General features: G+C 61.6%; 11 protein-coding genes and 1 pseudogene. 9 read left to right on the top strand and 3 right to left on the bottom strand.

The window, feature by feature from the left end; genetic code table 11:
- The first annotated feature begins 140 nt into the window (after positions 1 to 140).
- Both alaS and PH551_RS16540 read left to right on the top strand, forming a co-directional pair.
- Complete coding sequence (alaS, locus tag PH551_RS16545) at positions 141 to 2,795, top strand: alanine--tRNA ligase (protein WP_285193802.1); 2,655 nt, start codon at positions 141 to 143, stop codon at positions 2,793 to 2,795.
- 139 nt (positions 2,796 to 2,934) lie between these two features.
- Positions 2,935 to 3,790: pseudogene (locus PH551_RS16540) on the top strand (AraC family transcriptional regulator).
- A gap of 47 nt (positions 3,791 to 3,837) precedes the next feature.
- Here PH551_RS16540 and PH551_RS16535 read toward each other — a convergent pair.
- The 3 genes from PH551_RS16535 to PH551_RS16525 form a co-directional block, all read right to left on the bottom strand.
- Entirely contained in the window at positions 3,838 to 4,464 is a 627-nt protein-coding gene (locus tag PH551_RS16535) for a glutathione S-transferase family protein (protein ID WP_285193801.1), read from the bottom strand.
- Between the two features lie 67 nt (positions 4,465 to 4,531).
- Positions 4,532 to 4,978, bottom strand: coding sequence for a GNAT family N-acetyltransferase (locus PH551_RS16530; protein WP_285193800.1), 447 nt, complete (start codon positions 4,976 to 4,978; stop codon positions 4,532 to 4,534).
- 65 nt (positions 4,979 to 5,043) lie between these two features.
- Positions 5,044 to 6,255, bottom strand: coding sequence for an NADP-dependent isocitrate dehydrogenase (locus tag PH551_RS16525; RefSeq protein ID WP_285193799.1), 1,212 nt, complete (start codon positions 6,253 to 6,255; stop codon positions 5,044 to 5,046).
- Between the two features lie 188 nt (positions 6,256 to 6,443).
- On the opposite strand from PH551_RS16525, the gene PH551_RS16520 reads away from it, so the two are divergent.
- The 7 genes from PH551_RS16520 (at position 6,444) to PH551_RS16490 (ending at position 14,192) form a co-directional block, all read left to right on the top strand.
- Complete coding sequence (locus tag PH551_RS16520) at positions 6,444 to 6,986, top strand: hypothetical protein (protein ID WP_285193798.1); 543 nt, start codon at positions 6,444 to 6,446, stop codon at positions 6,984 to 6,986.
- A 74-nt stretch (positions 6,987 to 7,060) separates the two neighbouring features.
- Positions 7,061 to 9,094, top strand: a complete 2,034-nt coding sequence (locus tag PH551_RS16515) for an FUSC family protein (RefSeq protein ID WP_285193797.1) — start codon at positions 7,061 to 7,063, stop codon at positions 9,092 to 9,094.
- Between the two features lie 4 nt (positions 9,095 to 9,098).
- Positions 9,099 to 9,929, top strand: a complete 831-nt coding sequence (locus tag PH551_RS16510) for an RNA methyltransferase (protein ID WP_285193796.1) — start codon at positions 9,099 to 9,101, stop codon at positions 9,927 to 9,929.
- Positions 9,910 to 10,710, top strand: a complete 801-nt coding sequence (gene murI, locus PH551_RS16505; RefSeq protein WP_285193795.1) for a glutamate racemase — start codon at positions 9,910 to 9,912, stop codon at positions 10,708 to 10,710. The genes PH551_RS16510 and murI overlap by 20 nt, the downstream gene beginning before the upstream one ends.
- Positions 10,711 to 10,838: 128 nt before the next feature.
- Positions 10,839 to 12,350, top strand: a complete 1,512-nt coding sequence (locus PH551_RS16500) for an ATP-binding protein (RefSeq protein WP_285193794.1) — start codon at positions 10,839 to 10,841, stop codon at positions 12,348 to 12,350.
- A gap of 225 nt (positions 12,351 to 12,575) precedes the next feature.
- Positions 12,576 to 13,193, top strand: coding sequence for a 30S ribosomal protein S4 (rpsD, locus tag PH551_RS16495; RefSeq protein WP_064685423.1), 618 nt, complete (start codon positions 12,576 to 12,578; stop codon positions 13,191 to 13,193).
- A 69-nt stretch (positions 13,194 to 13,262) separates the two neighbouring features.
- The gene (locus PH551_RS16490) at positions 13,263 to 14,192 is read left to right on the top strand and encodes a glutaminase (protein WP_285193793.1); all 930 of its coding nucleotides are present in this window, start codon (positions 13,263 to 13,265) and stop codon (positions 14,190 to 14,192) included.
- Positions 14,193 to 14,218: the final 26 nt, after the last annotated feature.

The following is a 14,218-nucleotide window of genomic DNA, read 5'->3' as shown; positions in this document are numbered from 1 at the left end:
TTGATTTGAAATCTCAGCCGGCCGCATTCCCTCATCAGAATGCGGCCGGTTTTGTTTGTCGGCTGGACAGTGGCGGAGGCGAACGTTAAAAGCCGATGGATTTGAATTTATCTGCCTACGGCAGCATTGAAGGGCATAGAATGAGCGGCGTAAACGACATCCGGTCGACCTTCCTCGACTATTTCAAGAAGAACGGCCACGAGATCGTTCCGTCCAGTCCGCTCGTGCCGCGCAACGACCCGACGCTGATGTTCACCAATGCCGGCATGGTGCAGTTCAAGAACGTCTTCACCGGCTTGGAAAAACGTCCTTATGCAACCGCGACAACCTCGCAGAAATGCGTGCGCGCCGGCGGCAAGCATAACGACCTCGACAATGTCGGCTATACCGCGCGTCACCTGACCTTCTTCGAGATGCTCGGCAATTTCTCCTTCGGCGACTATTTCAAGGAGAATGCGATCGAGCTGGCATGGAAGCTCGTGACCGAAGGCTTTGACCTGCCGAAACATCGCCTGCTGGTGACCGTCTATTCCGAAGACGAGGAAGCAGCGGCTTTGTGGAAGAAGATCGCCGGTTTCTCCGACGACAAGATCATCCGCATCCCGACCTCCGACAATTTCTGGCAGATGGGCGATACCGGACCCTGCGGACCCTGCTCGGAAATCTTCATCGACCAGGGCGAGAATGTCTGGGGCGGCCCTCCCGGTTCGCCTGAGGAAGACGGCGACCGGTTCCTGGAATTCTGGAACCTGGTTTTCATGCAGTTCGAGCAGACCGAGCCGGGGGTTCGCAATCCGCTGCCGCGTCCGTCGATCGACACCGGCATGGGTCTGGAACGCATGGCCTGCATCCTTCAGGGCGTTCAGAGCGTCTTCGATACAGATCTTTTCCGCACGCTGACCGGCACAATCGAGGATACGATAGGAGTCAAGGCGGAAGGCAGCGCCAGCCACCGCGTCATCGCCGACCATCTGCGTTCCTCGGCCTTCCTGATTGCCGATGGCGTGCTGCCGTCGAATGAGGGCCGCGGCTATGTGCTGCGCCGTATCATGCGTCGCGCCATGCGGCACGCCCAGCTTCTCGGCGCCAAGGAGCCGCTGATGTATAAGCTGCTGCCGACGCTGGTGCAGGAGATGGGCCGCGCCTATCCGGAGCTCGTGCGGGCCGAGGCGCTGATCTCGGAGACGCTGAAGCTCGAAGAAGGTCGCTTCCGCAAGACGCTGGAGCGCGGCCTGTCGCTGCTGTCGGATGCGACCGCTGATCTCGGCAAGGGCGACATGCTGGATGGCGAGACCGCCTTCAAGCTTTACGACACCTACGGCTTCCCGCTCGACCTGACGCAAGACGCCCTGCGCGCTCGCGAGATCGGCGTCGACATAGCTGGTTTCACCGATGCCATGGAGCGCCAGAAGGCCGAAGCCCGGTCGCACTGGGCCGGCTCCGGCGAGAAGGCGACCGAAACCGTCTGGTTCGAGCTCAAGGAAAAGTATGGTGCAACCGAGTTCCTCGGTTATGACACAGAGAGCGCTGAAGGCGTGGTGCAGGCGATCGTCAAAGCCAGTGCCGTGGCCGACGAAGCCAAGGCCGGCGACAAGGTGCAGATCGTCGTCAACCAGACGCCTTTCTATGGAGAATCCGGTGGTCAGATGGGCGATACGGGCGTCATCTCCTCTGACCATGGCAAGATCGAGATATCGGACACACAGAAGAAGGGGGAGGGCCTCTTCGTGCATTCCGGCACGGTCGTCGAAGGTGCATTCAAGACCGGCGATGCTGTCGTTCTGACTGTCGACCATGCCCGCCGTTCGCGCCTGCGCGCCAACCATTCGGCGACCCACCTGCTGCACGAGGCGCTGCGCGAAGTGCTCGGCACCCATGTCGCGCAGAAGGGCTCGCTGGTTGCGCCCGAGCGTCTGCGCTTCGACGTTTCGCACCCCAAGCCGATGTCGGCCGAGGAGTTGAAGGTCGTCGAGGACATGGCAAACGAGATCGTTCTGCAGAATGCCCCCGTCACGACCCGCCTGATGAGCGTTGATGACGCGATCGCCGAAGGCGCAATGGCGCTCTTCGGCGAGAAATACGGCGATGAGGTGCGCGTCGTTTCGATGGGCACGGGTCTGCACGGCGCGAAGACCGACAAGCCTTACTCGGTCGAACTCTGCGGTGGTACGCATGTGTCGGCCACCGGCCAGATCGGGCTCGTCCGTATCCTCGGCGAAAGTGCAGTCGGCGCCGGCGTCCGTCGTATCGAAGCCGTGACCGGTGAAACGGCGCGTGAATATCTTGCCGAGCAGGACGAGCGCGTAAAGACGCTCGCGGCGTCGCTCAAGGTGCAGCCGTCGGAAGTCCTGTCGCGCGTCGAGGCGCTTATCGACGAGCGCCGCAAGCTCGAGAAGGAATTGGCCGACGCCAAGCGTAAACTCGCCATGGGCGGCGGGCAGGGCAACTCGGCCGATGCCGTGCGCGAAGTTGCCGGCGTCAAGTTCCTCGGCAAGGCTATATCGGGCGTCGACCCCAAGGATCTGAAGGGCCTCGCCGACGACGGCAAGACCAGCATCGGCTCCGGCGTCGTCGCCCTCGTCGGCGTGTCCGACGACGGCAAGGCGAGCGCAGTGGTTGCGGTGACGTCGGATCTCGTTCAGCGCTACAGCGCTGTCGACCTCGTCCGCATCGCCTCGGCTGCTCTCGGCGGCAAGGGGGGCGGCGGCCGCCCCGACATGGCCCAGGCCGGCGGCCCCGACGGATCGAAGGCTGATGACGCCATAGAGGCCGTGGCTTTGGCGCTCGCCGGCTGATCATCAGATCTGCGGGATTTTCAAACGGCGGAGGCTCGGCTTCCGCCTTTTTTCGCTTCAGCTTCCGCAGCAGGTCCGCAGGATTTGTCAATTCGATATATGGTTGTCTGTGGTCGTTCGGTTTGCATAAGGCTTTGACATGAACGGCGGCACGGCATGGGCGCTTTACGAGACCCGTCTAAGACGGGTTTCGGCCTACATTCACGACCATCTCGATGAAGAGCTGGATATGGAACGTCTGGCCGAGATCGCCTGTTTGTCGAGCTATCACTGGCACAGGATTTACCGGGCGATCTATGGCGAGACGCTGGCGGCCACCGTCAAGCGGCTCAGGCTGCATCGCGCCGCGGGCGAGATCGTCCGCACGGAGCTTGCCGTCAGTGGTATTGGGAAGCGATCAGGCTATCCCAATCTCCAATCTTTCAACCGCATCTTCAAATCGGTCTATGGCATGCCGCCGGCGCGCTACCGGAAAGAGGGAAGCCATGCATCGTTCCAACCCTCACCTAACGGAAAGTCCAAAGCCATGTTTGATGTTACCTTGCCGCAGATCGAGCCGATCGAGCTGGTCGGCGTCGCCCACACCGGGTGGTTCCTACATGCAGATCGGCAAAGCCTTCGAAACATTGTTCGGCACGCTTTACGCCCGCGGCCTTGCCAAGCCGGATATGCGGATGATCGGCGTCTATCTCGACGATCCCGACATCGTGCCGGCCGAAAAACTGCGCTCCATCGCCTGCGTCACCAGCACCCCAGGAGTTCCCACCGAAGCGCCGTTCGAGCGACATAAGATCGAGGGTGGCAACTATGCCGTCCTGCGCCATAAGGGTCCTTATGCGGACATGTATAAGGCCTATCAGTGGCTTTATTCCGAATGGCTGCCGAACTCGGGACGACAGTTGAAGGACAGTGTCATGTTCGAGGAATATCTCAACAATCCGCGCGATGTGCCGCCCACAGAACTGATGACAGATATTCACATGCCGCTTGCCTGACGGCTGGATCCCGGCGCCGCGTTCCGGACGTCGCGCCGGATCGACAGTCAGGCAGCCTGCATCGTCTTGCCGGCCTCGTCGTCCAATGCGTTCGCGCGTTTGTAGGCCTCGCGCTCGCTGATGCGGCCGAAATAGTCGATGAAGGCCTGGCGCTTCTCGATGCTGCCGAAACCGAGACCCCAGCCGATATGCGCACCGACATAGACGTCGGCGGCGGTAAAGCGCTCGCCGGTGACGTAGGTCGATTGGGAGACCGCCATCTCAAGTGTATTCATGACGTCGCCGAAACCGCCGCAACCGGCCATGCGTAGGCGTTCCGCAGGGATTTCGAAGCCGAGCGCCTTCATCGTCACCGCCGATTCCAGGGGGCCGGCAGCAAAGAACATCCAGCGGTAATAGCGGGCGCGTTCCTCCGGCCTCGGCGCCAGGCCCTTTTCCGGGAAAGTTTCTGCCAGATAGGCGCAGATCGCTGCACATTCGGTGACGACGGTGTCGCCGTGGCGGATTGCCGGCACTTTGCCCATTGGATTGACCCGAAGATATTCCGGCGCCTTCATGGTTTCGCCGAAAGTCAGCAGCTCGGTACGATAGGGCTGGCCGATCTCCTCCAGCATCCAACGCGCGATGCGGCCGCGCGACATCGGGTTCGTATAGAATACCAGCTCTTCGCTCATGACGTCCTCCTCGTGACGCTGTTGTGCGGAATCAATAGCGCGGCGAAGTCTTTGTGCAAGCCCGGAGCTAGAGCGCTTTGCGGTACTGGATGAAACCCGAGCGCTCGGCGATCCTGTCGTAGAGGCGCCGCGCGGTCGCATTGCTTTCATGAGTCATCCAGTAAAGCCTGCCGGCACCCGTTGAGCGGGCAAGCTCGGCGACGCCTTCGATCAGTGCGGCTCCGGTGCCGAGCCCGCGTTGACTGTTTTCGACATAGAGATCCTGCAGATAGCAGGTCCATTGCGGCAGCCAGCAGGAGCGATGGAAGATGGCATGCACGATGCCGACGAGGCGGCCGTCTTCGTCGAAGGCGCCAAGCGCATGCATGGGTTCGTCGGGATCGTGGAAGCGCGTCCAGGTAAGATCGGTCGTCTCGGCCGGGATAACCACTTCGTAGAACCGCTGGTAAGCTGCCCATAAGGGCTCCCAGGCGGCACGATCTGAAGGTTTGAGCGGGTGCACGGTCACCGTCATTTTCTCTCCCAAATGAAAACGGCGGGGAAATCCCCGCCGTTCAATGCTATTGCGAAAAGACGGGCTTATGCCATTGCCTTCTGCAGGTTCTGGTCGATCTTGTCGAGGAAAGCGGTGGTCGAGAGCCACGGCTGATCGGGGCCAATCAGCAGCGCCAGGTCCTTGGTCATGAAGCCGGATTCGACGGTGTCGACGCAGACCTTTTCCAGCGTAGAGGCGAACTTGGCGAGTTCGGCATTGTCGTCGAGCTTGGCGCGGTGGGCGAGGCCTCGGGTCCAGGCGAAGATCGACGCGATCGAATTCGTCGAGGTTTCCTGGCCCTTCTGGTGCTGGCGGTAGTGGCGGGTGACCGTGCCATGAGCCGCTTCGGCTTCGACCGTCTTGCCGTCCGGCGTCAGCAGAACCGAGGTCATCAGGCCGAGCGAGCCGAAGCCCTGGGCGACGGTATCGGACTGAACATCGCCGTCATAATTCTTGCAGGCCCAGACATAACCGCCGGACCACTTCAGGGCGGAAGCGACCATGTCGTCGATCAGGCGGTGTTCGTAGGTGATGCGGGCTTCCTTGAACTGATCCTTGAATTCGGTCTCGTAGACTTCCTCGAAGATGTCCTTGAAGCGGCCGTCATAGGCCTTGAGGATGGTGTTCTTGGTCGAAAGATAGACCGGCCACTTGCGCATCAGGCCGTACATCATCGAGGCGCGGGCGAATTCGCGGATCGATTCATCAAGGTTGTACATGGCCATGGCAACCCCGGCGCCCGGCGCGTTGAAGACTTCCTTTTCGATGACGGTGCCGTCTTCGCCGACGAACTTAATCGTCAGCTTACCCTTGCCGGGGAATTTGAAGTCGGTGGCGCGATACTGGTCGCCGAATGCATGGCGGCCGACGACGATCGGCTGCGTCCAGCCGGGAACGAGGCGCGGTACGTTGCGGCAAATGATCGGCTCGCGGAAGATGACGCCGCCGAGGATGTTGCGGATCGTGCCGTTCGGGCTCTTCCACATTTCCTTGAGGTTGAATTCCTTCACGCGGGCTTCATCAGGCGTAATGGTCGCGCACTTGATGCCGACACCGTACTTCTTGATGGCGTTGGCGGCGTCGACCGTGACCTGGTCGTTGGTGGCGTCGCGATTTTCGACCGAGAGGTCGTAATAGTCGATGTCGAGGTCGAGATACGGATGGATCAGCTTATCCTTGATGAGCTGCCAGATGATGCGCGTCATTTCATCGCCGTCGAGATCGGCGACGGGATTAGCGACCTTGATCTTCTTCATGTATCTGCCTCGTTAAGCTTGGAAGGGGATATTGTCCCGGCTGGGTGATGTAATCCGGAGCGCTATAGCATTGTGAGCCGGGAACGCAAAGCTGCAACGGGCAGGGACATGACGTTTTTGCCTCCATTGCCAAGTGTTGGAAAACGGCTACCCTCCGCCGCCTGAGCCCCGAGTCCCGGACATTTACCATGAAGAAGATCGCCGTTCTGTTCGCCGGCTTGCTTGCCGCCGGGTCTGCCGCACCTGGCCTCTCGCTTGCAGCTGACGCGGCTGCGCCGGTGAAGGAAATCATGAAGGACACGCAGACGAACTGGGCGAGCGACGCCAGCGACTGGATCGATGTCTTCGAGGAAAGCATGCTCGGCCGGCTCTACAGCAAGGATTTCAGCGACAAGTACAAAGCAGCCGCTCAGAACCCCGCTGCGGACGAGGATGGCATTTCTCCCTTCGACTATGACGTGATCGTCAACGGGCAGGATGCCTGCCCGCTGCAGGATCTCTCTATCGAAAACGGCCAGCCGGCAAACGGCACGACAGAGGTGACCGTGAAATTCAAGGCAGCGACTTGCCTGGAAGGCGCCCCCAACAGAGATGACTTTACGACGGTGCGTTTCGAGGTAATCGAGGAGAATGGCAAATCCGTCGTCGACGACATCATGGTTCAGGGTGAGGAGGGGCAGGGGCCGATCTCGCTCAAGGCTACCATGGCGCAGATTGCCAACGGCCAGTAAGCGAGACATTCGAGCGGCGGTTTGATTTCCGCTCCCGCGGCGGTATCTTTCGATCGTCATGGCATGAGGGGCTCATGCATTTGTCTTCCAAGTTTCAGTTCCGCGACTGGCTGCTTGCCAACGATCCGGCGCTGTCACGCCTTCGCATGGCGACGCGGGTGACATTGACGATCGTCCTCTCGGTCTTGATCCTGCTTGCCATCCAGGCGCTGATCGCACCACTGCCGAGGGCCGCCTTCGGCCTCGGTATCGTTCTGTCGATCGAGGGCGGGGTGGCTGTGCGCGACAAGGGCAATTCGCGCCAACTGGTGACGCGGCTTCTCGGTTGTGGCGCAAGCATTGCAGTTGTGGGCATCGCGGCCGGGCTGGAGGATCACCGATTTTTCTCCGATCTCGTCTTTCTGGCAGTGATCGCGCTGGCGTCAGCCGCACGGGTGTTCGGGCCCCGCGGCTTTGCGATCGGCATGTTCGCTTTCACCTCCTATTTCATGGGCGCCTATTTCCAGCCGTCGTTTGCCGAGCTGCCTGGAGTGGCGTTCGGTCCTATTGTCGCGGTGCTTGTCGGCCATGTGGTGAGGGCGGTGCTGCTGCCGGACGATTGGCGGCGCGATCTGCTGCGCTCGCTCGAAAGCGTCCGCGGCCGGATCAACCACATCCTCTTCAAGCTTGCTGCCCTTGCCGGCGGCGATGTCGGCGACGACGACCGGCAGGAGCTGCGCCAACTGGAAGATCGGCTGAAGGAGGCGGTGCTGATGGCCGAGACCTTCATCCCGCGTCCGCCCGGGGGCGTGTTCGACGGCGCCGCAGATTCGGCCGCGGAGCTGGCGATCCGGCTCTTCGATGCCCATCTTGCCGCTGAAAGCGCAATCGTGCTGAGCGTTCAGAGCCCGACGCCCTTTGCACTCGTCCACGCAGTGATCGAAGCGGATACGGCGGAGCTGGCAAGATATGAGGGTATGGCCGACGCTATCAAGGATCAGCCGCAGGGTGAAACCATGCGGGCGCTTCTCTGGCTCGGTGAGGCGCGGCAGCAACTGAGCGAAGTGATCAACCAGGGTCAGGCCCACTTTTTTTCCAGTATCGATGCGGCCGAGGACACCGGACAATCCCCGGTGGTCGATTTTTCGTTGGCCAACCCGCTGCTGAGAGCAGCATTGCAGATCACGATCGCCGCGGCGATCGCCATGGGTTTCGGCCTGCTTTTGTCGCGCGAGCGTTGGTTCTGGGCAGTGCTTGCCTCATTTCTGGTCTTCACCAACACCAATTCGCGTGGTGATACGGCGATGAAGGCGCTGTCGCGTTCACTCGGCACCGTGCTCGGAATTGCCATGGGCCTCGTGCTTGCAACGCTTATTTCAGGCCAGTCGGCGATCGCCATTCCAGTCGCGGTCATCTGCATCTTCCTCGCCTTTTATTTCCTGCAGGTTTCCTACGCGACAATGACCTTCTTCATCTCGATCGTGCTATGTCTGGTCTACGGCATGACCGGCGTGCTGACGCTCGATCTCCTGAAGTTGCGTATCGGCGAGACCATGATCGGGGCGGCGGCCGGAACGGCGGTCGCTTTCCTCGTTTTCCCCACCCGCACGCGCGGCGCGCTCGATGCTGCGCTCGCCCGTTGGTTCCAGGCGCTGCGCGAGCTGCTTGACGCAATCGGCGAGGGCAAGAGCGGTTTCGAGTTGATTGCACTGTCGCAGAAGATCGATGCCTGCTACCGCGACGTGACGGTGGCGGCCCGCCCGCTCGGCTCCTCCTGGTCGGTGGTGACGCGGCCGGGCCAAATCCGCCAAACGCTGGCGATCTTCCTCTCCTGCGCCTATTGGGCACGCATCCTGGCGAAGAATTACGAAGCGACGGCTGTCACTGATCAGGAGAAGCTGATCGCTGCGGATCTGGCGCTGATCGCTGATGCGGCGCCACGCGGCTCTGCTTGTTTCTTCATCAAGCGCAAGGCGTCGCGAACGACGGGAAGGCATTTGCCGGTGTCGCGCGAGGGCGCCAGGGTGGGGCTCGAAATGATTGGTTCGGCGCTGGAGAGGCTCTATCCGCAGCCTGACGTCTTGCCGTTTGCGCCGGGCGAGGCTATTGCGCGCTCGAAACAGGGATAAGAGCATGGCAGGCACGAACAGCGAGCGTCAACTTTTGGCCGAGGGACCGGCCATCATTCTGGTCGAGCCGCAGATGGGCGAAAATATCGGCATGGTTGCGCGCGCCATGGCGAACTTCGGCCTTGCGGAACTGCGCCTCGTCAATCCGCGCGATGGCTGGCCAAACGAGAAGGCGCAGGCGACTGCCTCCAAGGCCGATCACGTGATAGAAGCGACGAAGGTCTATGACACGCTGGAGCAAGCGATCGCCGACCTCAATTTCGTGTATGCGACGACGGCGCGCAGCCGCGACAACTACAAGCCTGTGCGCTCACCGGTTTTTGCCGCGCAGACGCTGCGCACAAGGTTCCGGGCGGGCGAGGCAACAGGTATTCTCTTCGGCCGCGAGCGTTGGGGTCTGACCAATGAGGAAGTGGCGTTGGCCGACGAGATCGTGACCTTCCCGGTTAACCCCGCCTTCGCCTCGCTGAATATCGCTCAGGCCGTGCTTCTGATGTCTTATGAATGGATGAAGTCCGGCATGGAAGATCTGGAAGCGGTGCCGTTCCAGGCGCTCGAGCAGCGGCCTTCCACCAAGGAGCAGCTCTTCGGCCTGTTCGACCAGCTGGAAGAAGCGCTCGATTCACGCAACTATTTTCATCCGCCCTCGAAAAAGCCGAAAATGGTCGACAACCTCCGCGCTGTTCTCTCCCGCCGTGCCTTCACCGAACAGGAAATCAGCGTGCTGCGCGGCGTCATCTCCTCCCTCGATCGCTTTTCGCGAAACACTCCGCGCAAAGGCGGTTCCACCAGATCCGGCAAGGAAGCGCCAACCGATGACAGCGCCGACCAATGAGCTGAAACCCGTCCTGGTCTTCGATTCAGGCATAGGCGGGCTGACCGTGCTGCGCGAGGCGCGTGTGCTGATGCCGGAGCGGGGCTTCATCTATGTCGCCGACGATGCCGGCTTTCCCTATGGTGGTTGGGAAGAACAGGCGCTGAAGGAGCGCATCATCGGGCTCTTCGGCAAGCTGCTTCAGGAGCACGATCCCGAAGTCTGCATTATAGCCTGCAACACCGCTTTCACGCTCGTCGGCGCCGACCTGCGCGCCGCCTTTCCTCAGATGACCTTCGTCGGCACCGTGCCGGCGATCAAACCGGCGGCGGAGCGGACGCGTTCGGGCCTGGTCTCGGTGCTGGCAACCCCGGGTACCGTGAAGCGAGCCTATACGCGCGACCTCATTCAGTCCTTCGCGCAGCAATGCCATGTGCGTCTTGTCGGCTCGGAAAACCTTGCCCGCATGGCCGAAGCCTATATTCGCGGCGACGCCGTATCCGACCAGGCCGTGCTCGCCGAGATCGACCAGTGCTTCGTCGAGAAAGAGGGACACAAGACCGATATCGTGGTGCTTGCCTGCACGCACTATCCGTTCATGGCCAACCTCTTCCGCCGTCTTGCGCCTTGGCCGGTCGACTGGCTCGATCCGGCCGAGGCAATCGCGCGCCGCGCCCGCACGCTGGTGCCGCTGATTGCCGATGCCGTGCATCCGGATAATTTCGACTTTGCACTCTTCACGTCAGGCAAGCCGGATTTTGCCACGCGGCGGCTGATGCAGGGATTCGGCCTGAGGGCATGAGCGGAATTGTCCTGTGGGTTGGCGAAATCCGGCCCTGAAAATCAGCAGATTCTTTGATAGACGGGGCGCTGCCGTTTCGGAAGAATGGCACTTCATTCATGTGAGTCTCTTCGCCGCGAGGATCAACATTGCAGGTTGGCATCGATATGGGATTGGCGTCCGGCGCTCCGGCGACGCTCGATATCGAGGAGCTGCTGGCGACCCGTCTGCTCGTGCAAGGCAATTCAGGCTCCGGCAAATCGCATCTCCTGCGCCGCCTGCTCGAGCAATCCGCCCAATGGGTGCAGCAGGTCATCATCGATCCCGAGGGTGATTTCGTCACGCTTTCAGACAGGTTCGGTCATATCGTCGTTGACGGCGAACGCACCGAGGCGGAACTGGCAGGCATCGCCAACCGCATCCGCCAGCATCGCGTGTCCTGCGTTCTGACGCTCGAAGGTCTCGATATCGAGCAGCAGATGCGCGCTGCCGCCGCCTTCCTCAACGGCATGTTCGATGCCGACCGCGAATACTGGTACCCGGTTCTGGTCGTCGTCGACGAGGCGCAGATGTTTGCGCCGTCCGTCGGCGGCGATGTTTCGGAAGATGCGCGCAAGATGTCCTTGGGCGCGATGACCAATCTGATGTGCCGCGGCCGCAAGCGCGGACTTGCCGGCGTCATCGCCACGCAGCGGCTTGCGAAGCTCGCAAAGAACGTCGCAGCCGAAGCCTCGAACTTCCTGATGGGCCGCACTTTCCTCGATATCGACATGGCGCGCGCAGCCGACCTGCTCGGCATGGACCGGCGCCAGGCGGAAATGTTCCGGGATCTGAAGCGCGGCAATTTCGTCGCCCTCGGGCCGGCCCTGTCGCGCCGGCCGCTGCCGATCCAGATCGGCGCGGTGGAGACCTCGGCGCGCTCATCGAGCCCCAAGCTGATGCCGTTGCCCGATGCGCCGCAGGATGTCGAAGACCTGATCTTCACGCCCGACCCGGAAGAGTTCCAGCGTCCTCTCATGCGCCGCGCGCCGCCGGCGCCGCGACCGACGACCGATATCCTGGCCGAACTCTCGCGCTCGACGCCGGCCGCATCCCCAGTGCCGGTGGAGGCGAGGGCGAGCCAGGTGGAGATCTCCCCCGAGGAACGGGAGGAGCGCCTGGCCGGCGTGCTTGCCGAAATTCTTGACGATCCCGCATCCGGCTTTCGCACCGACTCCGTACTCTACCAGGATTTTCTGGTACGGCTGCGCATGCGTCGTGTACCGGGACCCCCGATCGCGCTGCCGGATTTTCGAAGGCGCGTGGCGATCTCGCGCTCCGGAGTCGATGCGGCGACGGCCGGAACGGAAGCCTGGGCAACGGCACTGTCGCTATCGGCGCGAGTCACCGACGACCTGCAGGGCGTCTTCCTGATGCTCGCCAAGGCCGCGGTCTGCGATGAGCCGTGCCCGTCGGACGCACGTATCGCCCGCGCCTATGGCACCCATTCCGCACGCCGCGCCCGCCGTTTGCTCGGCTATTTCGAGGAGCAGGGCATCGTCGTCGTGCATACGGATTTTTCCGGCAAGCGCATCGTCGCTTTCCCCGACATGAACTGCCAGACGGCACCTGGCGACGCAAACGCGCCGGATACGGGCGATCAGCCTCTGGCTGCGGAATAGTAGCCTAACCGCGCTTCGGCGCTGTTGACATTTTCATGACGGGCCTCTAAAGACCGCCCCAAGCACCGGGCAGCAATGTCCGGTGTTTCATTTGACATGTCCCGTGGATCGTTTCTGTTCGCGTAACCGAAACATCCTGTCAGGCCTCGGAAGAGGTCAGAGGAGGGCGTGTTTCCTTCGCGCGGTTTGGCAACAAGCCGGGATAAACCTTTGAAAGGAAATACGATGAGCAAGCGCGAATCGTCCAAGTATAAAATTGACCGCCGTATGGGCGAAAACATCTGGGGTCGTCCGAAGTCACCGGTGAACCGCCGCGAATACGGCCCGGGCCAGCACGGCCAGCGCCGCAAGGGCAAGCTGTCGGACTTCGGTGTGCAGCTGCGCGCCAAGCAGAAGCTCAAGGGTTACTACGGTGACCTGCGCGAGAAGCAGTTCCGCGCGATCTTCGCCGAAGCCGCCCGCCGCAAGGGCGACACCTCGGAAAACCTGATCGGTCTGCTGGAATCCCGCCTCGACGCGATCGTCTATCGCGCCAAGTTCGTTCCGACGGTCTTTGCTGCCCGTCAGTTCGTCAACCATGGCCACGTGACCGTCAACGGCGTCCGCGTCAACATCGGCTCATACCGTTGCAAGGCCGGCGACGTCATCGAAGTTCGCGAAAAGTCGAAGCAGCTGGTGACCGTTCTGGAAGCCGTCAGCCTCGCCGAGCGCGACGTTCCCGACTATATCGAAGTCGATCACAACAAGATGGTCGCCACTTACGGCCGCGTTCCGACCCTCAGCGACGTTCCGTTCCCGGTCGTCATGGAACCGCATCTGGTCGTCGAATTCTATTCGCGTTAAAAAACCATGCGTTTCGCATATGGAAAAGCCGCTCTTTCGGGCGGCTTTTTTGTTATCCGGAGAGAAGCGATGGCGGATTTGCAGGCGACCCTCGACAGCATCTACACCGATATCCTACCACGGGTCGGCGAGGGTAAGGTCGCTGACTATATTCCTGAGCTAGCCAAAGTCGATCCACGGCAGTTCGGCATGGCGATCGTTACAGTCGACGGCAAGGTCTACAGCGTCGGCGATGCAGACATCTCCTTCTCGATCCAGAGCATATCGAAGGTCTTCATGCTGACCTTGGCGCTTGGCAAGGTCGGCGAGGGACTATGGAAGCGCGTCGGGCGCGAGCCATCGGGGTCGGCCTTCAATTCGATCGTGCAGCTCGAACACGAGAGCGGCATTCCCCGCAATCCCTTCATCAATGCCGGCGCGATCGCCGTCACCGACGTTGTCATGGCGGGCCATGCGCCGCGCGAGGCGATCGGCGAGCTGCTGCGTTTCGTGCGTTATCTCGCCGACGATGAGTCGATCACCATTGACGACAAGGTGGCGCGGTCCGAGACGCAGACCGGCTACCGCAATGTTGCGCTTGCCAACTTCATGCGCGCCTATCGCAATCTCGACCATCCCGTCGACCACGTGCTGGGCGTCTATTTCCACCAATGCGCTCTGTCGATGAGCTGCGAGCAACTGGCGCGGGCGGGGCTTTTCCTGGCGGCGCGCGGCAGCAATCCGATGACCGGTCACTCCGTGGTCTCGCCGAAGCGGGCGCGGCGCATCAATGCGCTGATGCTGACCTGCGGCCATTATGACGGCTCGGGCGACTTTGCTTATCATGTCGGCCTGCCCGGCAAGAGCGGCGTCGGTGGCGGCATTTTTGCGGTGGCGCCCGGCATTGCCTCGATCGCGGTATGGTCGCCGGGGCTGAACAAGGTCGGCAATTCACAGCTTGGCGCCGTGGCGCTTGAGATGCTTGCGGCCCGCACCGGCTGGTCGGTTTTCGGCGATTGAGGCTGTGTTGCCGGATGACTTTCTGC

The organism is Rhizobium atlanticum, assembly GCF_030182485.1.
Taxonomy (GTDB): Bacteria; Pseudomonadota; Alphaproteobacteria; order Rhizobiales; family Rhizobiaceae; genus Rhizobium.
This window is presented reverse-complemented; position numbering and strand designations above follow the sequence as displayed.

Excerpts from the sequence above, each read along its gene's own strand:
- alaS (WP_285193802.1), top strand. The coding sequence starts at position 141 with ATGAGCGGCGTAAACGACATCCGGTCGACCTTCCTCGACTATTTCAAG.
- PH551_RS16535 (WP_285193801.1), bottom strand. The coding sequence starts at position 4,464 with ATGAGCGAAGAGCTGGTATTCTATACGAACCCGATGTCGCGCGGCCGC.
- PH551_RS16530 (WP_285193800.1), bottom strand. The coding sequence starts at position 4,978 with ATGACGGTGACCGTGCACCCGCTCAAACCTTCAGATCGTGCCGCCTGG.
- PH551_RS16525 (WP_285193799.1), bottom strand. The coding sequence starts at position 6,255 with ATGAAGAAGATCAAGGTCGCTAATCCCGTCGCCGATCTCGACGGCGAT.
- PH551_RS16520 (WP_285193798.1), top strand. The coding sequence starts at position 6,444 with ATGAAGAAGATCGCCGTTCTGTTCGCCGGCTTGCTTGCCGCCGGGTCT.
- PH551_RS16515 (WP_285193797.1), top strand. The coding sequence starts at position 7,061 with ATGCATTTGTCTTCCAAGTTTCAGTTCCGCGACTGGCTGCTTGCCAAC.
- PH551_RS16510 (WP_285193796.1), top strand. The coding sequence starts at position 9,099 with ATGGCAGGCACGAACAGCGAGCGTCAACTTTTGGCCGAGGGACCGGCC.
- murI (WP_285193795.1), top strand. The coding sequence starts at position 9,910 with ATGACAGCGCCGACCAATGAGCTGAAACCCGTCCTGGTCTTCGATTCA.
- rpsD (WP_064685423.1), top strand. The coding sequence starts at position 12,576 with ATGAGCAAGCGCGAATCGTCCAAGTATAAAATTGACCGCCGTATGGGC.
- PH551_RS16490 (WP_285193793.1), top strand. The coding sequence starts at position 13,263 with ATGGCGGATTTGCAGGCGACCCTCGACAGCATCTACACCGATATCCTA.